23 protein-coding genes and 1 pseudogene are annotated in these 22,589 nt (G+C 35.1%); 11 read left to right on the forward strand and 13 right to left on the reverse strand.

Annotated features, from left to right (window positions below; genetic code table 11):
• Window positions 1-16: 16 nt before the first annotated feature.
• The 6 genes from DYR29_RS12895 to DYR29_RS12920 all read right to left on the reverse strand — a co-directional run bounded on the left by DYR29_RS12895 (window position 17) and on the right by DYR29_RS12920 (window position 6,710).
• Entirely contained in the window at window positions 17-856 is an 840-nt protein-coding gene (locus tag DYR29_RS12895) for an energy transducer TonB (protein WP_047425068.1), read from the reverse strand.
• A 29-nt stretch (window positions 857-885) separates the two neighbouring features.
• Complete coding sequence (locus DYR29_RS12900) at window positions 886-1,455, reverse strand: ExbD/TolR family protein (protein WP_047425067.1); 570 nt, start codon at window positions 1,453-1,455, stop codon at window positions 886-888.
• An 11-nt stretch (window positions 1,456-1,466) separates the two neighbouring features.
• Complete coding sequence (locus DYR29_RS12905) at window positions 1,467-2,075, reverse strand: ExbD/TolR family protein (protein WP_047425065.1); 609 nt, start codon at window positions 2,073-2,075, stop codon at window positions 1,467-1,469.
• A 61-nt stretch (window positions 2,076-2,136) separates the two neighbouring features.
• The gene (locus tag DYR29_RS12910; protein ID WP_047373530.1) at window positions 2,137-3,000 is read right to left on the reverse strand and encodes a MotA/TolQ/ExbB proton channel family protein; all 864 of its coding nucleotides are present in this window, start codon (window positions 2,998-3,000) and stop codon (window positions 2,137-2,139) included.
• Between the two features lie 240 nt (window positions 3,001-3,240).
• Window positions 3,241-6,054 (reverse strand): leucine--tRNA ligase, encoded by a 2,814-nt coding sequence (gene leuS / locus DYR29_RS12915; protein ID WP_213277195.1) that lies wholly within the window; start codon window positions 6,052-6,054, stop codon window positions 3,241-3,243.
• Between the two features lie 182 nt (window positions 6,055-6,236).
• On the reverse strand, window positions 6,237-6,710 hold the full coding sequence (locus DYR29_RS12920) for a lipocalin family protein (protein WP_213277196.1): 474 nt from the start codon (window positions 6,708-6,710) through the stop codon (window positions 6,237-6,239).
• Between the two features lie 198 nt (window positions 6,711-6,908).
• Between DYR29_RS12920 and DYR29_RS12925 the strand changes: the two genes are divergently transcribed.
• From DYR29_RS12925 to DYR29_RS12935, 3 genes are read left to right on the forward strand one after another with little or no spacing between them, the layout of a single operon-like run.
• Window positions 6,909-7,886, forward strand: a complete 978-nt coding sequence (locus tag DYR29_RS12925) for an acyltransferase family protein (protein WP_213277197.1) — start codon at window positions 6,909-6,911, stop codon at window positions 7,884-7,886.
• A 23-nt stretch (window positions 7,887-7,909) separates the two neighbouring features.
• Window positions 7,910-8,665, forward strand: a complete 756-nt coding sequence (locus DYR29_RS12930) for a glycosyltransferase family 2 protein (RefSeq protein ID WP_213277198.1) — start codon at window positions 7,910-7,912, stop codon at window positions 8,663-8,665.
• Window positions 8,665-9,291: a deoxyuridine 5'-triphosphate nucleotidohydrolase gene (locus DYR29_RS12935; protein ID WP_213277199.1), complete on the forward strand. Its 627-nt coding sequence runs from the start codon at window positions 8,665-8,667 to the stop codon at window positions 9,289-9,291. Before DYR29_RS12930 ends, DYR29_RS12935 begins: the two co-directional genes overlap by 1 nt.
• On the opposite strand, the gene DYR29_RS12940 is transcribed toward DYR29_RS12935, so the two are convergent.
• The 6 genes from DYR29_RS12940 to DYR29_RS23035 all read right to left on the reverse strand — a co-directional run bounded on the left by DYR29_RS12940 (window position 9,283) and on the right by DYR29_RS23035 (window position 13,092).
• Window positions 9,283-10,521, reverse strand: coding sequence for a 3-deoxy-D-manno-octulosonic acid transferase (locus DYR29_RS12940; protein ID WP_213277200.1), 1,239 nt, complete (start codon window positions 10,519-10,521; stop codon window positions 9,283-9,285). The two genes, DYR29_RS12935 and DYR29_RS12940, sit on opposite strands and share 9 nt — an antisense overlap.
• Window positions 10,522-10,526: 5 nt before the next feature.
• Window positions 10,527-10,871: a cupin domain-containing protein gene (locus DYR29_RS12945; protein WP_213277201.1), complete on the reverse strand. Its 345-nt coding sequence runs from the start codon at window positions 10,869-10,871 to the stop codon at window positions 10,527-10,529.
• Window positions 10,868-11,335 (reverse strand): DUF1648 domain-containing protein, encoded by a 468-nt coding sequence (locus DYR29_RS12950; RefSeq protein ID WP_213277202.1) that lies wholly within the window; start codon window positions 11,333-11,335, stop codon window positions 10,868-10,870. Before DYR29_RS12950 ends, DYR29_RS12945 begins: the two co-directional genes overlap by 4 nt.
• 22 nt (window positions 11,336-11,357) lie before the next feature.
• Entirely contained in the window at window positions 11,358-12,074 is a 717-nt protein-coding gene (locus DYR29_RS12955; protein WP_213277203.1) for a C40 family peptidase, read from the reverse strand.
• Between the two features lie 85 nt (window positions 12,075-12,159).
• Window positions 12,160-12,807, reverse strand: coding sequence for an O-methyltransferase (locus tag DYR29_RS12960; RefSeq protein WP_213277204.1), 648 nt, complete (start codon window positions 12,805-12,807; stop codon window positions 12,160-12,162).
• A 129-nt stretch (window positions 12,808-12,936) separates the two neighbouring features.
• Window positions 12,937-13,092, reverse strand: a complete 156-nt coding sequence (locus DYR29_RS23035; protein WP_425394599.1) for a CCPGW family putative bacteriocin — start codon at window positions 13,090-13,092, stop codon at window positions 12,937-12,939.
• Between the two features lie 793 nt (window positions 13,093-13,885).
• On the opposite strand from DYR29_RS23035, the gene DYR29_RS12965 reads away from it, so the two are divergent.
• The 3 genes from DYR29_RS12965 to DYR29_RS12975 are packed head-to-tail and all read left to right on the forward strand — an operon-like array spanning window position 13,886 to window position 16,070.
• A complete protein-coding gene (locus tag DYR29_RS12965; protein WP_213277205.1) occupies window positions 13,886-14,479 on the forward strand; it encodes a hypothetical protein in 594 nt (197 codons plus the stop codon).
• A gap of 51 nt (window positions 14,480-14,530) precedes the next feature.
• The gene (locus DYR29_RS12970; protein ID WP_213277206.1) at window positions 14,531-15,103 is read left to right on the forward strand and encodes a hypothetical protein; all 573 of its coding nucleotides are present in this window, start codon (window positions 14,531-14,533) and stop codon (window positions 15,101-15,103) included.
• A gap of 4 nt (window positions 15,104-15,107) precedes the next feature.
• Window positions 15,108-16,070 (forward strand): HTTM domain-containing protein, encoded by a 963-nt coding sequence (locus tag DYR29_RS12975; RefSeq protein WP_213277207.1) that lies wholly within the window; start codon window positions 15,108-15,110, stop codon window positions 16,068-16,070.
• Between the two features lie 52 nt (window positions 16,071-16,122).
• Here DYR29_RS12975 and DYR29_RS12980 read toward each other — a convergent pair whose 3' ends face one another.
• The gene (locus tag DYR29_RS12980; protein WP_213277208.1) at window positions 16,123-16,956 is read right to left on the reverse strand and encodes an OmpA family protein; all 834 of its coding nucleotides are present in this window, start codon (window positions 16,954-16,956) and stop codon (window positions 16,123-16,125) included.
• Between the two features lie 87 nt (window positions 16,957-17,043).
• Here DYR29_RS12980 and tilS point away from each other — a divergent pair, with 87 nt between their 5' ends.
• The 5 genes and pseudogenes from tilS to DYR29_RS13000 all read left to right on the forward strand — a co-directional run bounded on the left by tilS (window position 17,044) and on the right by DYR29_RS13000 (window position 22,335).
• Complete coding sequence (gene tilS / locus DYR29_RS12985; protein ID WP_213277209.1) at window positions 17,044-18,396, forward strand: tRNA lysidine(34) synthetase TilS; 1,353 nt, start codon at window positions 17,044-17,046, stop codon at window positions 18,394-18,396.
• Window positions 18,369-18,929 (forward strand): RNA polymerase sigma factor, encoded by a 561-nt coding sequence (locus DYR29_RS12990; protein ID WP_213277210.1) that lies wholly within the window; start codon window positions 18,369-18,371, stop codon window positions 18,927-18,929. The genes tilS and DYR29_RS12990 overlap by 28 nt, the downstream gene beginning before the upstream one ends.
• Before the next feature lie 98 nt (window positions 18,930-19,027).
• Window positions 19,028-19,969: a redoxin domain-containing protein gene (locus DYR29_RS12995; RefSeq protein WP_213277211.1), complete on the forward strand. Its 942-nt coding sequence runs from the start codon at window positions 19,028-19,030 to the stop codon at window positions 19,967-19,969.
• A 137-nt stretch (window positions 19,970-20,106) separates the two neighbouring features.
• Window positions 20,107-20,276: pseudogene (locus tag DYR29_RS23040) on the forward strand (tRNA lysidine(34) synthetase TilS); the annotation flags it as partial.
• Window positions 20,266-22,335, forward strand: coding sequence for a protein-disulfide reductase DsbD family protein (locus DYR29_RS13000; protein WP_213277212.1), 2,070 nt, complete (start codon window positions 20,266-20,268; stop codon window positions 22,333-22,335). The pseudogene DYR29_RS23040 and the gene DYR29_RS13000, both read left to right, overlap by 11 nt.
• Window positions 22,336-22,589 lie beyond the last annotated feature (254 nt).

Here is a 22,589-nt window from a genome sequence, read left to right on the forward strand (position 1 = left end):
TTTGAATAAATAAGTCTTATTCAAAGTTCATAGTAAATGGTACACTATAGTAAGATCTAACGCTCTCCCCGTTTCTTTTCGCAGGAGTCCATTTTTTAAGTTTCTTAACTACACGTACAGCTTCACTGTTGAAGTCGCTATTTGGAGATTTCTCTTCAATAGTAACTGCAGAAACAGTTCCGTCTTTTTCTACAACGAACTTAAGCTTAGCTTTAAGCGTTCCTTCACCTCCTTCCATTAAAGAAGTATCGAAATTATCTCCCAAGAACTTTCTTAATGCTCCCATACCTCCAGGATATTCTGCAGATTGGTCAACATCTTTATAGATCTCGTTAGGATTATTTGCTTTTACTTCTACAGTACTGGCTTTAGTACCTGTAGATGGTGGTGGTGGCGGTGGCGTATAAGCAGGAGCCTTTACCCCCTCCTGATTCTGTAAACCAGTTGTTGTTTCCAACTGCTTAGAGATTGGCGGCGGTGGCGTTTCAATTTTCGGAGCTTTTACAGGCTCAGGAACTACGTTTTGAATCACCTCAATTTTCTCTTCTTCTTTTGGAGGAGGAGGTGGCGGTGGTTCTTCTTCTTTAGGCTGCTCGATAATCGGTTCTTCCTCGATAATATCTACAAGATCTGCCTTTACTTCTTGTTTAGGCGGAGCTGTAAGATTTTTAATCGTAAGATAGATGAACGGAGACAAAGCTGCCAAAAGGAATAATGCTGTTCCGATAATAAAAGACTTTGTTAAAAGTCTCGGATACTGATGTCTAAGATCATAGGCACCATATTCCTTGTTTCTATTTTCAAATACGATCTCGTCTAAAGTAAGATTCTGACCGTATACATTTTCATCTGCCATAGATTAGATATAACAATTTTATGGTTAAATTACTTTGTAGCAGCAGCTGGTGCAGCAGCACCTCCTACTTTTTTCTCGTAAACAGCTTTTTCCCAAGGCTTAATGTCAGTAACACCGTACTGCTCACTTTTGGTAATTGCCATTTCATCAAGAATATCAACAAAGTTCTTATATACAGCATCGTCAGTTGGCTTAATGATCACGGTAAATTTCGTTTGATCTGCAGCTCTAGATTTTGCCTGCTGAATTACTTTTCTAATTCCTTCTCTATCAAGAGTAGTTTCCATAAGAGTTTGGTCATTCAAGGATGTAGCATCCTGCTGGTGCCAGAAAACTCTATTATTTTTTCCTAATAAGATAGAAATTGAGTTAGAAAGTTTAATTTCTGTTGGAGGTGGTTTTTTTGTTTCATCTTTCGGTTTAGCCGGAAGACCCAAATCCATCACGTTCGGTTTACTGAACGTAGTTGTGAACATAAAGAAGGTAATCAATAGAAAACCCAAGTCCACCATCGGAGTCATATCGACTCTGGTACTCTGCTTCTTGGAACGGACCTTGCCGCCCTTGCCGCCTTTTTCTTGTACTTGTACTTCTGCCATTTCTATCGATATTATTCGTTAGGTTTACCTTCTTGTGATGTAATCAACCAAAATTTAAGAAAATCAATATCTCTTAAACCCTCAAATAGACTTTTAACTTTAGGATACTGAGTTGTAACGTCACCTTTAATCGCTAACTTATAGTCAGGGTTAACGCTCAAACTTTCTTTTACCCAATCAATTAATTGCTTATTTGTACTGTCCATAGGAATACCTGTAGGACTCTTATAATTTTTCTGCTCATCTGCAGGCATATCCAAGTACCCTTTAAGTTGGTTCATTGGAACTCCAATTGCCTGAACTTTCTGGAAAGCTGCTTTCTGGTTGTTGTCAAAAGTAATACCATACTTTTGTCCCATTTTATCCAAAAGAGCAATTCTTTCTGATGCGTTTTCTACTGGCTGGAAATAGAATTTTCCGTCCGGAGTAGCGTTGATAGTCATTAAACTAGCATCAGGAAGCAATTTTTCCGAAATTGAAGATGGCGGTTTGATCTGCTCCACGTCAGGTTTTTTAAACTGAGTGGTCAAGATAAAGAACGTAAGGAGTAGGAACGCAACGTCACACATTGCAGTCATGTCCGTAATTACTCCATGTCTTTTTGGTTTGACTCTCGCCATTATTATAAAATATTTTTAATTAAACTTCTTTTAATTGCTAATGCAAATACCTTGCTAATTCTTAGTTGAATTCAGCGAAAGATTGTTGGATACTCATAGAGATCTCATCGATCTTGTAAGTTAATCCGTCAATTTTAGAAGTAAAGAAGTTATAAAGGATAATAGCGATTGCTGAAGTACCAATACCTAATGCCGTGTTGATCAAGGCTTCAGAGATACCTGTAGATAGAGCAGCAGCATCCGGAGTACCACCTCCTGAACCTAATGCGAAGAACGCCTTGATCATCCCGATTACCGTTCCAAGTAGTGCTACTAACGTTGCAACAGTACCTAAAGTAGAAAGGATCATCATGTTTTTCTCAAGCATTGGCATCTCAAGAGTAGTAGCTTCTTCGATAGCTTTGTTAAGCGCTACCATTTTCTGCTCCTTATTTAATGTAGTATCGTGAGATAATGCTTTGTAAGTAGTAAGACCTTCTTTTACTACGTTACCTACAGAACCTTGTTGTCTGTCACACTCTTCGATAGCTTCGTCAATTTTGTTTTGGTTTAGTAAGCTTCTTACTTGTACAACGAAGTTGTCTAAGTTTCCTTTTCCGGCAGCTTTACCAAGAACGAAATATCTTTCAAAAGAGAAAACGATTACAGTAATCATGAAAGTAATCAAGATTGGTACGATAACCCCTCCTTTGTAGATAATACCTAAAAACGATTCTGGGTGAATGTCTTTTCCTTCAACACTTGAAAAAGCTACAGATCCACTTCCTAGTTTATCTGCATCTTTAAAGTTTCCTGGGCTACCAAGAACGAATAAATAAATACATACTCCTATAATAAATAGAATAGGAATAATAACAGCTGGATTTAAACCTCCTGCCTTTCTAGCAACTACTTGCTCATCATTTTTTGAAACATTCATTTCCATATTTAACTAAATTATATTGTTTTAAAATTTTACAGGGTGTAAATTAAAGGCAAAATTAATTAAAATGCAAGAGTCTTAATTAAACATTTTGCTTTTTTTTGATAAAGAAATTTTAATACGATTTCGATATAATAATTATTTTTAATTATTTTATTTATTTTCCCCAAATTTAACATTTGAGTTAAAAAATCAAAAAAATAAGACACCCATTTTTTTTAATTTCCCAATGTTAAATTTTATTTAAATTACGATATTCACAATACGGTGAGGGACTACAATGATTTTTTTAGGGGTTTTACCCTCCAAAATCTGTTGCATTTTCTCACTCGAAATCACCAAATCTTCTACTTCTTTGGCAGATAATTGAGCTGAAAGTGAAATTTTGAACTTCATTTTACCATTTACACTTACCGGATACTGAATTTCGTCTTCTACAAGATAATCTTCATTTAACACCGGAAACTGTTCAAATTCAATAGACGTATCGTGTCCTAACAAACTCCATAGTTCTTCACAGATATGAGGAGCATACGGAGAAATGATAACGGCCAGCGGTTCTAAAATATTGCGCTTGTTGCATTTTATTTTCTGAAGCTCGTTTACAGCAATCATAAATGATGATACGGATGTATTGAAAGAGAAGTTTTCAATATCATATACTACCTTCTTTATTAAGGTATGTAAAACTTTATATTCTGCTTTTGTAGGTTCTTCTTCTGAAACTTCAAATGAGTCTTCGTTGAAATACAGATTCCAGAATTTTTTAAGGAAGCCATATACTCCACTTAATCCCTGAGTATTCCAAGGCTTGGATTGTTCTAATGGCCCCAGGAACATTTCATACAGTCTTAAACCATCAGCTCCATACTCTTCACAGATGTCATCAGGGTTTACCACATTGTATTTTGACTTTGACATTTTCTCTACTTCACGGTCTGTGATGTATTTTCCGTCTTCCAGAATAAATTCTGCATTAGCATAATCCGGTCTCCAGGCTTTGAAAGCTTCAGTATCCAATTCATCAGAAGTTCCTTTTAATAAGGATACGTCAACGTGAATCTGCTGAGTCTGGTAATCTTTAGCTAAATTTTTAGATACATATTGGTTAGTTCCGTCAATTCTATATACAAATGCACTCATTCCTAAGATCATCCCTTGGTTGATCAATTTCTGGAATGGCTCATCATGATTGATATATCCTCTGTCCTTTAAGAACATATTCCAGAAACGGGAATATAATAAGTGACCTGTTGCGTGTTCGCTACCACCAATATATAAATCAACTTGTCCCCAATAATCTGAAAGGTCTTTTGCACAGAACTCTCCGTCATTCTGAGGATCCATATATCTAAGGAAATACCATGAGCTTCCTGCCCAGCCCGGCATAGTAGATAATTCTAACGGGAAAATAGTTTTATCATCAACAAGATCTGTAGCAACTACTTTCTGGTTAGCCTCATCCCATGCAAATTCTTTCGCATTTCCTAATGGCGGATCTCCGTCTTCTGTTGGTAAATATTTTTCAACTTCAGGAAGTTCCAATGGTAAAGCAGAGATCGGCAATGTGTAAGGCATCCCATCCTTATAATATATAGGAACAGGTTCTCCCCAATAACGCTGTCTTGAGAAAATTGCATCACGCTGTCTGTAGTTTGTTGTTCCATGACCGATACCTTTAGTTTCGATCTCAGCAATGATTTTTGATTTCGCGTCATTATAATTCAATCCGTTTAAGAAATCAGAGTTTACGCAAACTGAATCTTTAGAATCAAAAGATTTCTCCTGAACGTCTTCTTCAGTTTCTACAACTTTTTTAATTTCAAGGTTGAATTTCTTAGCAAATCTGTGATCACGTTCGTCATGTGCCGGAACAGCCATAACCGCTCCTGTTCCATATCCCATCAATACATAGTCTGAAATATAGATCGGCATTTTCTCATTGCTGAACGGATTGATTGCATAACTTCCTGTGAAAGCTCCACTCACGTTTTTCACGTCAGACATTCTGTCTCTTTCCGTTTTTTTGGAAGTTTCTTCTATATAAGTATCTACTTCTATTTTCTGAGCATCGGTAGTAATAGTTTCAACTAAAGGATTCTCCGGAGCCAATACCATAAAGGTTGCTCCAAAAATGGTATCAGGTCTTGTTGTAAATACCTCAACGATTTCATCGTGGCCTTCAACTTTAAACTGAACCTGTGCACCCTGAGATTTTCCAATCCAGTATTCCTGGGAGTCTTTCAAAGGTTGTGGCCAGTCCAAAGTATTTAATCCTTGTAATAATCTTTCAGAGTAGGCAGAAATTCTCATACTCCACTGCATCATTTTCTTTTGGAAAACAGGGAATCCTCCTCTTTCAGATTTACCGTCTTTCACTTCATCATTTGCCAATACAGTTCCTAATGCAGGGCACCAGTTCACCGTAGTTTCAGCTCTGTAAGCAAGACGATAGTTTAACAGAATATCTTCTTTGTCAAGATCGGAAGCTATCTTCCATTCTTCTGCTGTGAAATTTAATTCATCGTTTTGATTGGCATTTAATCCTTCGGTTCCTTTTTCTTCAAAATGTTGGATTAATGAATCAATAGATTCTGCCTTGTCAGTATTTTTATTGTACCAAGAGTGGTACAGCTGGATAAAGATCCACTGTGTCCATTTATAGTATGAGGCATCTGAAGTTCTCACTTCTCTGCTCCAGTCGAATGAAAATCCTATTTTTCTTAACTGCTCCTCGTATCTGTTGATATTTTGTTCTGTAGTAATAGCCGGATGCTGTCCTGTCTGGATAGCATACTGTTCAGCAGGAAGTCCAAAGCTGTCATATCCTACCGGGTGAAGAACATTAAACCCCTGATGTCTTTTATATCTTGCATAGATATCCGATGCTATATATCCCAGCGGATGACCTACGTGAAGACCTGCTCCGGATGGATACGGAAACATATCGAGTACATAAAATTTGGGTTTATCCGTATTATTAGAGGTTTTATAGGTTTGATTTTCCTCCCAGTATTTCTGCCACTTTTTTTCTATCTGCTGATGATCGTAAAACACTTTATATATATGTTATATGTTAGACTTTAAAATATTGAATTATTTTTCTTTTTAACAAGATTCACAAAAATAATGATTTTAAAGTAAATGGAAATTTAATTTATGATGAATTGCAATTCTGTCTTCAACAAAAAAATCCCATCCGGAGATGAGATCTGTTTTATATCCTGAAGTATATACTATTATTGAATAACTCTTTTGAAGGTATATGTTCTTGTCTGGAATATTTTCGGATCCTGAGTCTCCTCTCTTACAGCAAGATTGAGCGTTGTATCATCCAAAGTAATAACCTTTGCATTCTGAGGCTCTACAATCCCCTGAATTTTCATTTGAACGTCTTTTCCTTCTTTATTATAGGTATAATTGAATTTTATATCAGAAAGAATAGCACACTGACCAGGTGTAGCGGTATCTCCCCAGTTTGTTTTCCCTCCTTTGGAGTCAGCGCTGAACCACCATCTTGTTTGTTTCTGACAGTCAGTATAAGTAATCGTGTTAGAAACCGGGTCCTCACCCACCTCAACAGTAGTAACTACTTCTTTTAATGGTTGCCAAGTCCCAACTAGAGGAGCTTCCAGAACAGTATCATTATTATCACTACACCCTGTAGCTGCAAACAAAGACAAACCTGCAAATAGTAATGCTAATTTCTTCATAGATCAATTTTTTCAAGCGCTAAAATTATAATTTTTTTGATTTATATTACTATTTTTTATGAAAAATTATTTCATCGACCTTTATTTATATATATTTTAAAACCCTCAGACCTCATTTTCCCTTTATTTAACAAATAATGAATACAGGCACCCATTCATTTTATTAAAAAAGTTATTTTTGCAAGAAAGAAAATACAAATGCAGGATATTACGAAAAACAATTTTGATTTCATACGTGTTCTCCTTGCCTTTATTGTCTTTCTTGGACATCTTGGCACCCTCAGCGCTTCTCCCGATCTTAAAATTTTTGAGCACAGCCCTATAGAAATTGCTGTTTTCGGTTTCTTTGCAGTGAGTGGATTTCTTATCGCAAGGAGCTATGACAGGTCTTCAAGCCTGAAAAGTTATTTAAAAAAGAGAATCAGAAGAATTGTTCCCGCTTATTTATTGGTTATTTTCTTATGTGCAATTTTATTAAGTTTGGTAAGTACGTATTCTCTCACCGAATATTTCAGCAATACACAAGTTTATAAATATCTTTTTTGGAATTCATTATTTTTAAATTTTAAAGCCCCCTGGCTTCCCGGAGTTTTTGGAAATCAAGCAGTGAATGGTGCCTTATGGACGCTGAAAATAGAAATGTGCTATTATTTCTCTGTACCATTGTTGTTTTTGCTTTTCGGAAAGAATAACAAATACAGGAATATAAGCTTGGTTATTTTATACTTTTTATCACTTATTTATCTTAATTATTTTGAATCTTTACATAAAATTTCAGTTGCCAAACAGCTTCCAGGAACACTATCCTATTTTATCCCCGGAATGCTGATTTACTTTAATTTTGATAAATTCATCAAGTATAAAAATATACTCTTCATCATTGCTGTTACCACGGTGTGGATTGATTTATACTTAAATATTCAGCTTTTTTCCCCAATGATGATTGGTGTTATTGTAATGTACATTGCCTATTCATTCAAATTCTTAAACAATTTCGGAAAATATGGTGATTTCACCTACGGAATCTACATTTTCCATTTTCCTATTATCAGAACTTTCCAGACTTTAGGGTTGTTTGAAGATTACAATCCATTTGTAATGGCTTTGGTATGTATGTTGGTGGTTATTGCGGTAGGGGTAAGCTCCTGGCATTTTTATGAAAAAAGATTTTTATAATTTTACATTCTCAAAAAGCATAAATGAAAGATCTTGTCTCCATTATCACTCCCTGTTATAATTCTGCAGAATTTATCGAGGAAACCATACAATCTGTTCTTGACCAAACCTATGAAAACTGGGAATGGCTGATTACTGATGACCTTTCCAAAGATAATACTGTTGAGATCATCAGAAAATACAATGATCCCAGAATAAAACTGCAGGTACTTGAGAAAAACGGTGGGGCAGGAAATGCAAGGAACAATAGCTTGGAAAGAGCCCAGGGCAGATATATTGCTTTTCTGGATTCTGACGATTACTGGTATCCTGAATATCTGGAAACGATGACAGGTTATATGCAGGAACATAATGCAGAACTGGTCTACTGTAATTATTCAAGATGTGATGAGCAGCTTCAGCCCATTCTGAAAGATTTCCTGGCTGATAAAGTCGTTACTTTTTCTAATCTGCTGAAGACATGCCGTCTTGCACCGGTTTCTACAATGTATGATACCAAAAGAGTTGGAAAATTTTTGTTTCCTGTAAAAAGCAAACGTGAAGATCATGTGATGTGGCTTAATCTTTTAAAAGTAATTCCTGAGGGGATTCCTGTAAAAAAGACACTCGCAAAATACAGAATGCGTGAAAACAGTGTTTCCAGAAAGAAGAAAAATATCATCAAAGATCAATATCTTGTTTATAAAGATTTCATGGGCTTTTCAACATTAAAATCATTGTACTATACGGCGAACTGGGCACTGAACGGATTCATGAAGTATTCGAAAATTTTCAATTAATGGAGTATTCAAAAGAGTTCAAAGCCGCTCTGAGCGCTTTTTCCGGTACCGAGAAAGACAAACTTATTTTCAGACTTCTGAGAAAGGATAAATTATTGTCTAAAAAATTATATTTCGAGCTTATTGATCCTGAAACCACAGATGATAAGAGAAATACAATGGAGGAAATTGTAACGGAAAAGGTTCTTTTAGCCTCAAAATATACCGGAAATGCTCCCTATTTTCTGACTATTATCCGAAAGATAAGTGCAGAAATCACTGAACACATCAAAATTACCACCGATAAATTCGGGGAAGTTTCATTGAATCTTCTTCTTGTCAATAAAATCCTGGAAAACAACAGCGACCTCAGCAGACAGAGGTTTGACAATGTGTACAAGCTTTATATTTATATCATCAACAAAGTATTCAAGTCTTTGACTCTTATTAAAAAACTGGATGAGGATTACTGGATGGAAATTGATGAATATCTGCGTGACACCCAAAAGAAGATCTCAGAAAATCATTATCTTCAGAAACTGTGTTTAAACAATGGTCTTGACCTCAACTGGCTGGAATGCGACAGGATTCCTGAAAACATAGATCAGATCATGAAGGAAATGAAAAGCCAGGGATATTTAAGATAAAATTTTCTGCAGAATCATTTGAGTAGAATCTGGTTTTCCGTCTACGAATTTCCCTGCATTCTGAGACATTTCTGTAAGCTCTTCCTGATTATCTTCATTCATAAGAAATAAAACAAATTCTGCGGCTGTATATTCGTCTGGAAATGATTTTCCACCATTCGCAGCGATCAGATCATCGGCTTCCGGATTCTTTTTATAATGATTTCCAAAAACCACAGGAACACCAAAAGTTGCTGCTTCCAGAATGTTATGAAGTCCGGCATCATGAAATCCGCCTCCTACAACAGCTGCATCTGCATAAGAATAGAGTTTTGACAATAAACCGATGCTGTCTATAATCAGAAGTTGAGCATTGTTCGTTAATAGCTGGCCGTTTTGTATTTGACTGTATAATAAAGCATCCGGGAATATACTTTTCAAATGCTCTACTCTTTTCAGATCATGTGGTGCAATAATGAGTTTCACTGTATTATTTTTACGGGAAACTATTTCTGCTATTTTTTCTTCAGCCTGCCATGAACTCCCAAAGACCACAGCTTTATTTTCTCCTATAAAATCCGCAATAAAATCAACATGGTTGTTCCGTTCACGAAGTTGCTTTACTCTGTCAAACCTTGTATCTCCCGTTACAGAAGACTTCATCAAACCTACACTTTTAGCCAGAGCTAAGGAAAACTGAGTCTGATGAAAAAACCAATCCACATTTTTCTGAAGCTGCTTTACAAACCATTTGCCATAGGAAGTAAAGAAGGATTGTCTTTCATAGAACAGAGCTGAAATAACGTAGATCTTTGTCCCTTTACTTTTCAGTTCAGCAAGCAGATTATACCAGTAATCATATTTAACCGTAAAAAATAGTTCAGCATTAAACTGTGATACAAATTCCTTCACAGTGTTTTTTTTATCAAATGGCAAGTAACAAATAACGTCTGCGATATGTTTCTTCTTAGCAACATTTTCATATCCTGAAGGAGAAAAAAAAGTCACCAGAACTTTATGTTGGGGAAAATTCTCTTTAAGCTTTTCCAGGACAGGCAGTCCTTGTTCATATTCTCCCAGACTTGCAGCATGCATCCAGATTACTTTATCTGTTTTTGCAAATGCAGATTTTACTTTATCTAACGATTGCTTTCTTCCTTCAACGCCTTTTTTAGTTTTATCATTAATCAATGCAAAAACCTTCATTCCGAAGATAAGGAGACTGATAAATATATTGTATAGAAAAGCCATGTTTATTATTCTTTTATTTCAATTCTATCATGATCCGCAGGTGGATTGGATATGACTAAAAATTCAATTTCTTCGGTGGATTCATTAGAGATAAAATGTTTTGATTCCGGTGCAACAGAAATAGATTCGCCCTGTTTAACCCGATATTTCTCTTCATTGATATAGAATACAGCTTCTCCTTTGAGAATATAAAAAAACTGTTCTGCCACTTTGTGAAAGTGTAGTTTTTCTGAAGTTCCTGCGGGCATTTTTTCCTGCTTCACAGATAATTCTTGTGTACTTTTCAGAATCCAGCTGTCACAATGGTTTCCCCAGATATAATGTTCTGAATTTTCTTTAGAGTGTATCATTTAAAAAGATGAGCTATAAAAAGTAATGCAGGAGTAAATAACACGACCGATAAAAATATGGCAGCAAATGAAATCCGGGGTTTAGCTTTATCATCAACAGCATATCTGAACATATAATCCTGAATATTCATAAAAATGACTGCCAGTACAACAAAAAGAATTCTCAATCCGATTTTCATAATTAAAAACTGAGCATTCATATTCTGATCTGTAATTTCTACAGGGAAATTAGTATCTTCTGGATGTCTTAATCCATAAACAAACAGAGCATATAGACCAAGAGCTAATACAGGCATCAGAAATGCATATATTTTTCCACCAAATCCATCAGCCTGTCCCTGCATATCAAAATGTACAGGAATTCTCTCTGGCAATGCGCTATAGTTTTTCAGGGTAAATCCCCATAAAAAAATGACCCATCCAAAATTAAAAATATCAAAAATTGTAAAAAGAATATTTTCCATTTCAGATGAGATTTAATGAGAATTAAATTACACTTTTCAGCACTCTCAATTTGTGAGTATGTTTGTTCATTTCTTTATTGAAAATCCCTGTGGAATCCAATGTATCAATTCTTACTTTTCCGGAAGCATGAATAATTTTTTGATTATCCAGCATAATACCTACGTGAATAATTTTTCCTTCTGCATTTTCAAAGAAAGCAAGATCTCCTGGCTGTGTTTCTTCTATAAAGGTAAGTGGTTCTCCAACCTCAGCCTGCTGTGAAGCATCTCTTGGAATTTTAATATTGTGAATTTTATAGACCAACTGGGTAAATCCGGAGCAGTCTACCGCAAAAAAACTTTTGCCTCCCCACAAATAAGGCACATTAAGGAATTCTTTTGCCGTAAGTGCGATACTTTCACGTACATCATGACTTCTCCTTGAAGCAACTACGGGAAACTCCACTTCCGATCCCATAGACAACAGTGTCTTCCCGTCATTCATCAATACAGAAGAAAAATCTTCTGTAACAACAGTCACTTTTCTTGCTGCCAGTTCTTCATCCGTTACCGGTTTCAGCTGTTTGGTATCCATCCATCCTTCATAGCCGTCGTAGTGCATTTTTATTTTGGTCCAGTTTTTATCTACTTCCAAAATATCGGCGCTTTCTCCAAACAATATTTCCGTAACAATTTCAGCTCTGTCAGAATTCTCTGCACGAACCGGCGCTACTGTAACAATACAAATTCCTTTATTCATTAACTCTCAGTTTAAAGATTGAATAATTTAAAGATTAAAAATACGATATGTACCTCTTTAAATGTTTAATCCTTGAATGTTTTAATTACTTTCTGCGAAGAAAGTTGACTCCATCACGCAAAGGTAAAATAAGATTTTCAAAATCTTCGTCTTTTGCCGCCAAATCATTCAATTCCTGGATAGACTGGGTAGACTTCAGCTTTGGATTTTCTTCAAGCACTTTTCCATACCACAAAACATTATCAAACAGGATTACCGTTCCGGACTTGGTGTGAGGTTTTATCAGTTTAAAATATTCCGCATAATTTTCCTTATCAGCATCCACAAAAATCAGATCAAAAAACTCGTCTGTTTCTTTTAAAAATTCTTTGGCATCCTGAAGTTTAAAATCAATCTGACTGGCATATTCACTGGACTCAAAATATTTTTTCGGCAGATAAGCAAGATCTTCGTTTACATCCAGTGTAGTAATTTTCCCGTCTTTCGCTAATCCTGATGCAAGGCATAGTGTAGCATATCCTGTGAAGGTTCCTATTTCCAAAATACTTTTCGGTTGCAGCATCTGGGAAATAATAGTCAATAACCTTCCCTGCTGATACCCGGAAATCATATGAGGCTGTGTCGTCTTCTGGTAAGTCTCTCTTCTCAGTTTTTTCAGCATTTCGGATTCTGAAGAAGCGTGTGCTTCCAAATATCTGTCCATTTCAGGATTTTTCTCTTCAAAAAAACTCATACCATTTTAATTTAAAACAAATTTAAGGATTTTAAAGCTAGTTTTTAAATTCAACAATAAGATACAAAAAAAGAGAGAAATTAATCCCTCTCTTTTTCTTAGCCAGATCTAAATTCTATGTAAAAATCATTATACGGCTATACAATATTGTCTTATACCAGCACAAACCCACCCCGGGCAGCACTCTGTTTGTGGGCTACTACAAAATATCTGTGGATTACACCCTTTAATAGCACCTTGTACAGTTTTCATTTCTACTCTTGAAAGCTTTTTTGAATTTTTCATAATTATTTTGTTTAGTATTAATTTCCTACTCTTTAGATTTTCGGATACCTCTTTAATTATTTCCTTTAACGGAGATTTAAATATACATATTCTTTTATTAATCAACCAATTAAATGAATAAAAATCTATATTTCAGTGAAAACCCCATATAAAATACCGTGAAAACACGGATGGTATTTTTGTGGTATCCGTTGTAAGTTTGCAATGAGAATAAGGGGTAAAAACACTAAGAGAAACAAGATGATTGCAGGAGAGACACAAACTAACCATGAGAATCACAAAAAAGTTATGCTGAAAGGCAGAACTGATTCTTCTGCAGCAAAAACTAAGAAAGAAATATCCACTTCATTTTTGCTACGAATTATTTCACTCCTGAAAAAGGAAGAATTAATTTGATTAAAAATAAATCCCGGCCACCTTCGGGATTTGTTTTTTTTTAAGCCATCCTATTTTTGTTCAAGCCACTTCAGTTATTCTATCTGATCAAAATCTAATCCTATTCCGGGATCAACATTTTTCCCACCTTCAATTCAAAATAACTTTTCTGAGTTCATCCGATTTTTTTTATTCCAAGCACCAACAAAACAGCCTGTTATTTCGGGATTTTCATCTTTACTTTCTTTACATTCCCATCTTAATAGGGTAAAGTCCTTGTAAAAAAACAGGATAAACACTTATTCTTAAGCACTTACATAATCCTACATTTGATCTAAGTTTCTCGACCATGAAACACTCACACCAAGGAGGCATCCGAAAATCCTAAAACAGAGTAGGGATATTTTAAAACAACCACATGAAAACAAAGACTTTATTTTTAATTGGAGCAATAGTGGGAATTGTTATGATATTTTCCCAGCTAAAACCTCAGGAAATGTCTTTTTATAAAGAAAAAGGCAATTACATTGTAGACAACAATTACATCCTTAAAGATGTCAAAAAAATTTCTGATGAAGACATAAAGAGTTTATTAAGACTACAAAAACTCCATCAGAACAGTTTGGGTACCAATTTTATTATTTACAAAATCAACAGACAGTATATCATCCGCGGATGTTTAATGAAAGCGAACATCGACTGGAACAAATACGGAGATCTGAGAGCTAAAGTAGACGGCATCCTGAAAAAATACGGAGCCAAAGAACTTGGAACAGATTATTATGCTATTCAAAATAATCAGGTGGCAACTAATGCGGCATTGCTGACCCAGAAAGACATTGCTTCTTTAGGCAAACTTACCATAAGAGGAGCTGAAGAATACACGATCTGTCCGCCAACTATGGGAAGAAAGAATCTTACCAATGTGATCATAAGATCTTACAAAGTCAATACAGCTATTGATCCAAGAATCAATGTAAAGCTTAATAATGTATTGGTTAACTACAAATAACCGTTAAAGGCTGTTTTTGTTCTGAAGACAGCCTTTTTTAAATCTTTTGTCATGAAAAAAAAGCTTCAGTTATCAGGAATCTTTATTGTTCTTTTGATCGTATTCACCATAGGCATGAAGGGAACATTTGATGGCTACTACGGTTTTTATTATGAAAACAAGAGCTATGATAAGCCTCTGGCGTATGTGATATCAGAGAATTTTGCCCAATCAAAGCCTATCAATATGCTTACTTCTTATACAGGTTTTGATACAGGATATGGTTTTTATGCACCGAATGTTGCCAGTGACTTTGTGATGAGCTTTGAACTGAAAGATAAGAACGGAAATATCCTGGAACAAAAGACGATGCCTTATTTCAAAAGTAAGGAGAGCAAAGTAAGATATACAACTGTTTTTAATATGTTTCTGGATAAAATTTCCGACAAAAACACTTATGACCGCAAATATTATCAATACCTGGACATTATCATCAGACAGATTGCAGAACACGTGATGAAAGAAAATCCAAAAGCATCAAGTGTTACTACAAAACTTTATCTGTACGACTACCCTACTATTGCAGATTTTAAACAGGGAAGAACGAATGAAAATCTTATTCTTATTGATGAATTCAAACATTAAAGTGATGAAAAAACTAAATGTACTTTATACCAAAATTGAAAACTTTTTTTTCAAACAGGATAATCAAACAGAATTCTTAAGCTTCTTCCGTGTTGCTATAGGAAGTGTTATCCTTTTACAATTTATCGCAGTGATACCGGATTTTGACAAATTATTTTCAAGCAGCAGTATCATTCCACAAGATATTATGAGTGTTTTCACGCCTGACTGGCTGATTACTTTCTCAAAAATTGTTACTTTTTTACAGGGCTTCGGTATTGAAGAGAGTACAACAGTTGTGATGACCAAAATATCATTTATTACGTTGTGTATTTTGATTATTAGCGGATTTTACTCTAGAATTTCTGCGCTTCTTTTGCTTATACTGCAGATTGCATTACTCAAGGGAAGTTCTTTCTTTGCATATGGTGCAGATTTTTTCACAAGCATGTCTTTATTTTATCTGATCCTTTTCCCTTCTGATCAATATTTTTCACTCAGAAATTTTATTTTCAACAGAAAACAGCGGGAAATAAATATCACTCCGGTCAAAAGGTTATTTCAGATTCATATTTCTATTGCTTATTTCTTTTCCGGACTGGATAAAGCTTTAGGTTTCAACTGGTGGAACGGCGAATCTATCTGGAAAGCCATTCATCTGCCCTATTCCAACAGAGATCTGAATTTTGATTTCAGCTGGCTTATAGAACATTCTTATGTCTTAAGTTTTATAGGATGGAGTACGATTATCATCGAAATGTGCTACCCGTTTTTCATCTGGTACAAACCAACTCAGAAGACATGGCTTTTCCTAACTGTTTCTATGCATCTGGGAATTGCACTCGTTCTTAATTTATATTACTTCTCAGCCATTATGATCGTATGGAACATTACTAATTTTTATTTTGAGCAAACCGCTAAAAAAGCAGTTCCTTCATCAAAGAAAAAACTAACAGCTCAGTATATTCCGAAACAGATTAACTCATAAACAAACAAATCCCGAATTGCTTCGGGATTTATTATTATGTATGGTTGAGTGATTATTTTTTAGGAGCGATATCCATCAGTTTCATAAACTCATCCAGCTTAGGCATAATGATGATTTCCGTTCTTCTGTTTTCACTTCTACCTGAAACGCTCATGTTTGTCGCTTTAGGGTTGTATTCAGAACGACCTCCTGCTGTAATTCTTGCAGGATCTACTCCAAACTGAGTCTGAAGAACTTTAGCTACAGAAGTACCTCTTAATGCAGAAAGATCCCAGTTGTCTCTTGGAAGATTTGGAGAGTTCAACGGAGCGTTATCCGTATTACCTTCAATCAATACTGAATATTTATCATAATCATTGATTACTTTAGCAACTTTTCCTAACACTTCCTGAGCTGCAGGCAAGATGTTGTAATCTCCTGTTTTGTACAACATATTATCTGAAAGAGAGATCATTACAACTCCTTTCAATACTTTCACCTGTACATCCTGATCTGATACATTATCCAAGGATCTTTTCAGCTTGTTAGACAATGCCAGATTCAAGCTGTCATTCTTAGCATTATTAGAAATCAATTGCTTGATATAAGAGTTAGAAGCATTGATTTCCCCTACCAGTTTATCAATGTTAGCAGAGCTTTTCCCAGTGTTGGAAAGACATGCATCAAGTGATGATTTTAAAGCATCATGCTGGCTTTTCAGCAAGTTATTTTCACCGGTCAGTGCAGAGTTCTGAGACTTCAAATCCTGAATTTCTCTCTGTCTTTCTCCGATATTTTCAATACACTGCTTATAGTTTGTGCTCAAGGCATCATACTGCTTTTTGCTGACACAAGATGTCATCCCCAGCACCATTGCAGAAACTGCTACAATTTTTAAAATCTTCATAAATAATCATTTTTAGACTACTCAAAGTTAGGGAAATTCAATTGAATTATATCGGTTATCTTTGCATAAAAGAAATTCTCAACATCTATGTTGGAAAAATCAAGCTTCATCAGCCAATTAAAAAATCTCGTTCATGAACCGGAAAATCACACGTATCTTCTGGCGGTAAGCGGAGGGGCAGACTCTATGGTTCTTGCTTCATTGTTCAGGGATTTAGGGCACGAAATCAAGGATTCAAAATTTCAGTTTCACGTTGCCCATATCAATTATAAACTCCGTGGTCAGGATTCAGATCTGGATCAGAAAACGGTACAGGATTTTTGTGAGAAAAATCATATAAAATTTCATTTCTATGAAGTTTCCGAAAAGGATCAAAAACCTGAGAATTCTATTCAGCTTTGGGCGAGGGAACTCCGGTATACTTTTTTTAAAGAAATTCAGGAAAAGGAAAAACTGGAATTTCTGGTTACCGCTCATCATTTAAATGACCAGCTGGAAACTTTTATTATCAATCTTTCCAAGGCTGCCGGCATCAACGGACTAAGTGGAATTCCATCCAATGACAATTATATTCTCAGACCGCTTTTAAATTTTTCAAAAAAAGATATTTATCAGTTTGCGAAGGAGAACACGATTGAGTTCAGGGAGGATCTGTCGAATAAAAAAAATGATTATCTAAGGAATAAGATTAGAAATGAGATTGTTCCGACGCTGATGAACACCAACGATCATTTTCTGGAAAACTTCAGAAAAAGTTCTTTGTATCTGAACCAAACTAAAGATTTTGTACAAAAACAGATTCAGGAGATAGAAAATCGTCTGACAGTATTTAACCAAGACTATAAAATCTTATCAAAGGAAAAGCTGGATCAGGAAAGTGATTTCGTAAAATTTGAAATTTTAAAAAAATACGGATTCAACCAGGAGGAAGAAATCCCTAAAATTTTTACGGCCGAAAACAACAGTTCTTTTTTTTCAAAGGAATATCAGTTGATTGTCAACCGCGATGAGCTGATTTTTATTGACAAAAGCAAAGAAAAGGAAACCGGAGAGGAAATTGTACTGATCGATCATTTTGATTTTTCCGAAAACCAAATCAACATCAATCTCGTAGATTACATTGAAAGCATTGATGGAATCAATAAAGAGTTTGAATGGGATTTTGATGCAGACAAACTTCATTTTCCACTGCGTTTAAGAAAACAAAAAGAGGGTGACGAGTTGTATCCAACCGGTTTTTCCGGGAAAAAGAAAGTTTCTAAGTTTTTTAGAGACGAAAAATTATCTGCTCTGATCAGGGAAAAGACCTGGTTACTCTGTGATTCCAGAAACCATATTTTAGGGGTTATCCCTTTTAGACAGGACCGCAGATATCAGGCAGACAGAACTACTCAAAAAAAGATAACTGTAAAGTGGACAGAAAAACAACTAACTCGTTAGCTGTTGATGATTTTAAGAAAGACAGCAATATAGCTTTTGGAATTTTATACCAACAGTATTTCGGTTATACTCAAAAATTCATTCTCAAGAATAAAGGCAATCTGGAAGATGCAGAAGATGTTTTTCAGGATGCATTACTCATTCTTTATCAAAAGCTGAATGCTGATGAATTTAAAGTTCAGACCTGTCTCGGAAATTATATTATTGGAATTGTTAAAAACCTGTGGTTTAAAAAATTAAAGCATAGGCATTTTTATATAGAATCTCCTGAAGACTATTTCATAGAACATCAGCAGGAAATAGCTGCTGCCATAGAAAATGAAAGATATTACTGGGAAAAGCTGCTGGGTTATATTAAATCTATTTCTTCACATTGCCAGAATCTGATCCATGATATTTTTATTGAAAATAAAAGTATAGAAGAAATTCAGGATAAATATCAGTATTCCAGCAGGCATAATGCACAGAACCAAAAGTACAAGTGTGTCGAACAAATCAAAAAAATTAAAAATAACAGCATTTTTTCTACCTGAAAATCAACACACTGCATAAAATAATCAACAGCATGGGTGATTTTTTTCTTACTAAAGGAACATTATAAGAAAAGAAATATATGTTTAAAAAAATGATATTGAGTTTTCTTATAGGAATAGGAATTTCAATGAATGCGCAAAGCAAGGGTATCAATTTTCAAAAAATTGATCTGGAAGCCGCGAAAAAAATCGCAGCAAAAGAAAACAAACTGATCTTCATTGATCTGTACACCACCTGGTGCGGACCTTGTAAGCTCATGGCAAAAAATACTTTTACCGATCCCGGGATTGGAGACATGTTCAACAAAAATTTTGTGAATATTGCAATTGATGCAGAAAAAGAAGGACTGAGCCTGACCAAAGAATTTAAAGTGGTGAACTACCCGTCCTTCTTATTCCTGGATCCAAAAGGAAAACTTGTTCAGTATGATTTCGGATATTATAATCCTGAACAGTTTTTAGGAGTAGGAGCATCTGTTCTGAAAAAAAAGGCACCTCAATCCGGCAAAACTTTAGATCAGGTAAAAGGTAGGATGATAGGAGATAAGATTGATAATTTCACAGCGAAAGATCACTTGGGCAACACATTTTCTTCATCAAAAGAAAATAAAAAGATGGTTATAGTTTTTATTCGCGGGCAATGGTGTCCTTACTGTAACAAATACATTGAAACCTTACAGAATCTTTCACCTGAACTGAAATCAAAAAATGCACAGCTCGTTATTATTTCTCCTGAAAAACCGGAATTTATAGAAAAGACGATTAGCAAAACAAAGACAGATTATACCGTTTTATATGATGAAGGCTATAAAATTGCTGAGGCATTCGATGTCCTTTATACGCCTGACAGTGAAACTCTTAATTTTTACAACTCAAAATTAAAGGAGGATTTCGCAGACAGCAGGTCAGATCATTCGGGAAGGCTCCCTGTATCAGCCACTTTCATCCTTAATGAGGATAAAGAGATTATATGGAGACATTTTGATACCGATTATAAAAAGAGAGCATCTGTAGAAGATATTATAAAAACCCTGAACTGATTGGATGAGAAATTCGTGTCTCGCTAAGACTGTAGTCACGAAAATTGACAAAATCAATAATAATTTTTAATGATAGAATAGCTTACACTTATGTTGCTATGAAGGCAAAAGTGGAATATTTTAAATATAAGGCTTGAAAAAAGAAAGTTTCTAAGTTTTTTAGGGACGAAAAATTATCTATTTTAGCGAGGCAAAAATCTGGATTCTGTCTGACAGCAATGATTCTTCAGGCAGAAAAGAAGATACACAAAGAATGAGAATACGAAATGGAGTCTCAAAATTTAATGAAATGAACAATGAAATTTAGAAATTGGTTTTTATTAATTCTGTTATTTTTAGCAACAGGGATTAATGCACAGATAAAAAATCCTGTAAAGTTTAAATTCACCATCAATGATCTGGGAAACAATCAGTACGAAGCGGTATTGAATGCTACTATGGAAAGCGGATGGCACATTTACTCAAAAGATTTACCGGAAGATACCGGAATTCCTACTGAGTATAAGGTTACGGGAAAGAATATTGAGCTGATCGGGAAGTTTACCGAAGTAGGTAAAAAACATGAAGAGTTTTCTGAAGCTTTTGGTGGAACAATTGTTTTTTACTCCAATTCAGCAGGATTTAAGCAGAAATTTAAATTAAAAGATCCGACAAAACCTGCGGATGTCACTTCTGAAATTACGTATCAAACTTGTGATGACAGAGTTTGTCTGGCTCCTAATACATTAGAATTCAACCAAAAAGTTACTCCAAAAGGGGCGACGGAAGAGGTTGCAACTGAAGAAACCGCTGGCCCTGTAAAAGATTCAGTAAAAATAACAGAAACTGTTACCGAAAACCATGCAAAAACAGAAGCTACGGTTACAGAAACTTCAAAACTGGATCCTAAGCAGCTGAAAATTGCAACAATAGATTTCAAAAAACCATTGACAGATTGTGGTACAGCATCTACTAAAGTGGATGAAAACTACTGGACCTATTTATTCTTAGGATTTATCGGAGGATTAATCGCATTGCTTACTCCTTGCGTTTTCCCGATGATTCCACTTACTGTTTCATTCTTTACGAAAGGCAGCAAAAATAAGGCTAAAGGAAAAAGAGATGCTCTTATTTATGGTTTTTTCATTCTTCTTATTTTTGTTTTATTAAGTATTCCTTTCCATATTATTGACGGAATTGCAGGGAATATCTTCAATGAAATTTCTACCAGCGTATGGCTGAATATCGCATTCTTTATCATATTCATCTTCTTTGCTGGAAGTTTCTTCGGGTATTATGATATCACGTTACCAAGTTCAATTGCCAACAAATCTTCTAAAGCGGAAGAAGCTGGAGGCATTATCGGAATTTTCTTCATGGCATTGACATTGGTTATTGTTTCTTTCTCCTGTACAGGACCTATATTAGGAAGTTTACTGGGAAGTGCAGTAACCGGTTCTACCAACGTTCCGATGTTATTGACATTTGCATTGGCAGGATTTGGTCTTGCTTGGGCAATCGTTTTCGGATTATTGGCTTTATTCCCGCAAGCATTACAAAGTCTTCCGAAATCCGGAGGATGGATGAATACGGTAAAAGTAGTTTTAGGTTTCGTAGAATTGGCTTTAGCTTTGAAATTCTTATCTAAGGCAGATCTTGTTTCTAAGACATTCTTCTTAAAAAGAGAACTTTTCATTGCGATCTGGATTATCGTTGCATTAGGATTAGCATTATATTTATTAGGATTCATCAGATTCCCGCATGATGATAAAAAACCTAAAATATCCATTACAAGAAAGATATTAGGGGTATTGGGAATTGGTTTTGTAATCTACTTAATCCAGGGATTGATACCATCTGACCGTCCAAAACTTCAGCTGTTAAGCGGAATTTTACCTCCATTAAATGTAAGCTACTTCCATGATGAGAAAGACGGGATTTTAGGAATGCATCCTGAACACGACTTCTTCCAAGCAATAGAGCTTGCCAAAAAAGAAGATAAACCAATCCTTATTGACTTCACAGGATATGGTTGTGAAAACTGTAGAAAAATGGAAGAGTTTGTATGGAGCGAACCGGACATTTTACCTATCCTACAGAATGATGTAGTATTAGCATCTCTGTATGTAGATGACAAAGAAGAGCTTCCAGAGGATCAAAAAACTAAAATTGACCTTGGTGAAGGACAAATTAAAAAGGTAAAAACAATCGGTGACAGATGGAGCTTATTCCAGCAGGTTAACTTCAACAATAACTCACAGCCTCACTATGTTTTGATCACTCCGGACGGAAAAGTAATCAACACACCTGTTTCAGGATATATGCCAAAAGAGGATTTCAAGAAATTCTTAGAATGCGGGGTTAATTACTATAAAAAGAGTAAATAAACCATTTACATAATATTTAAAAACTCACACCTTACCGTGTGAGTTTTTTATTTATCATGATAATTTTAATAATCAGTAAAGCAAAAATATCATAAATATTCCCTTTCTTCAGGAAACTTATGAAAAGAAACAGAAATATTTAAAATCCATCTAAAAACCATCAATAGATTCATTTATAAAGTTATTAATAATCAAGGCATGTGTTTTGTATGAATTCTTCAAAAAAAATACCGTTTAACATTTAAAAACTTTAA

The organism is Chryseobacterium indologenes (assembly GCF_018362995.1).
Classification (GTDB): Bacteria; Bacteroidota; Bacteroidia; order Flavobacteriales; family Weeksellaceae; genus Chryseobacterium; species Chryseobacterium indologenes_G.

Coding starts and splice junctions, on each gene's coding strand:
- DYR29_RS12905 (WP_047425065.1), bottom strand. CDS start 2,075: ATGGCGAGAGTCAAACCAAAAAGACATGGAGTAATTACGGACATGACT.
- DYR29_RS12965 (WP_213277205.1), top strand. CDS start 13,886: ATGAAAACAAAGACTTTATTTTTAATTGGAGCAATAGTGGGAATTGTT.
- DYR29_RS12925 (WP_213277197.1), top strand. CDS start 6,909: ATGCAGGATATTACGAAAAACAATTTTGATTTCATACGTGTTCTCCTT.
- DYR29_RS13000 (WP_213277212.1), top strand. CDS start 20,266: ATGAAATTTAGAAATTGGTTTTTATTAATTCTGTTATTTTTAGCAACA.
- DYR29_RS12900 (WP_047425067.1), bottom strand. CDS start 1,455: ATGGCAGAAGTACAAGTACAAGAAAAAGGCGGCAAGGGCGGCAAGGTC.
- DYR29_RS12895 (WP_047425068.1), bottom strand. CDS start 856: ATGGCAGATGAAAATGTATACGGTCAGAATCTTACTTTAGACGAGATC.
- tilS (WP_213277209.1), top strand. CDS start 17,044: ATGTTGGAAAAATCAAGCTTCATCAGCCAATTAAAAAATCTCGTTCAT.
- DYR29_RS12960 (WP_213277204.1), bottom strand. CDS start 12,807: ATGAGTTTTTTTGAAGAGAAAAATCCTGAAATGGACAGATATTTGGAA.
- DYR29_RS12920 (WP_213277196.1), bottom strand. CDS start 6,710: ATGAAGAAATTAGCATTACTATTTGCAGGTTTGTCTTTGTTTGCAGCT.
- DYR29_RS12940 (WP_213277200.1), bottom strand. CDS start 10,521: ATGGCTTTTCTATACAATATATTTATCAGTCTCCTTATCTTCGGAATG.
- DYR29_RS12955 (WP_213277203.1), bottom strand. CDS start 12,074: ATGAATAAAGGAATTTGTATTGTTACAGTAGCGCCGGTTCGTGCAGAG.
- DYR29_RS12945 (WP_213277201.1), bottom strand. CDS start 10,871: ATGATACACTCTAAAGAAAATTCAGAACATTATATCTGGGGAAACCAT.
- DYR29_RS12980 (WP_213277208.1), bottom strand. CDS start 16,956: ATGAAGATTTTAAAAATTGTAGCAGTTTCTGCAATGGTGCTGGGGATG.
- DYR29_RS12970 (WP_213277206.1), top strand. CDS start 14,531: ATGAAAAAAAAGCTTCAGTTATCAGGAATCTTTATTGTTCTTTTGATC.
- DYR29_RS23035 (WP_425394599.1), bottom strand. CDS start 13,092: ATGAAAAATTCAAAAAAGCTTTCAAGAGTAGAAATGAAAACTGTACAA.
- DYR29_RS12930 (WP_213277198.1), top strand. CDS start 7,910: ATGAAAGATCTTGTCTCCATTATCACTCCCTGTTATAATTCTGCAGAA.
- DYR29_RS12935 (WP_213277199.1), top strand. CDS start 8,665: ATGGAGTATTCAAAAGAGTTCAAAGCCGCTCTGAGCGCTTTTTCCGGT.
- DYR29_RS12950 (WP_213277202.1), bottom strand. CDS start 11,335: ATGGAAAATATTCTTTTTACAATTTTTGATATTTTTAATTTTGGATGG.
- DYR29_RS12975 (WP_213277207.1), top strand. CDS start 15,108: ATGAAAAAACTAAATGTACTTTATACCAAAATTGAAAACTTTTTTTTC.
- DYR29_RS12910 (WP_047373530.1), bottom strand. CDS start 3,000: ATGGAAATGAATGTTTCAAAAAATGATGAGCAAGTAGTTGCTAGAAAG.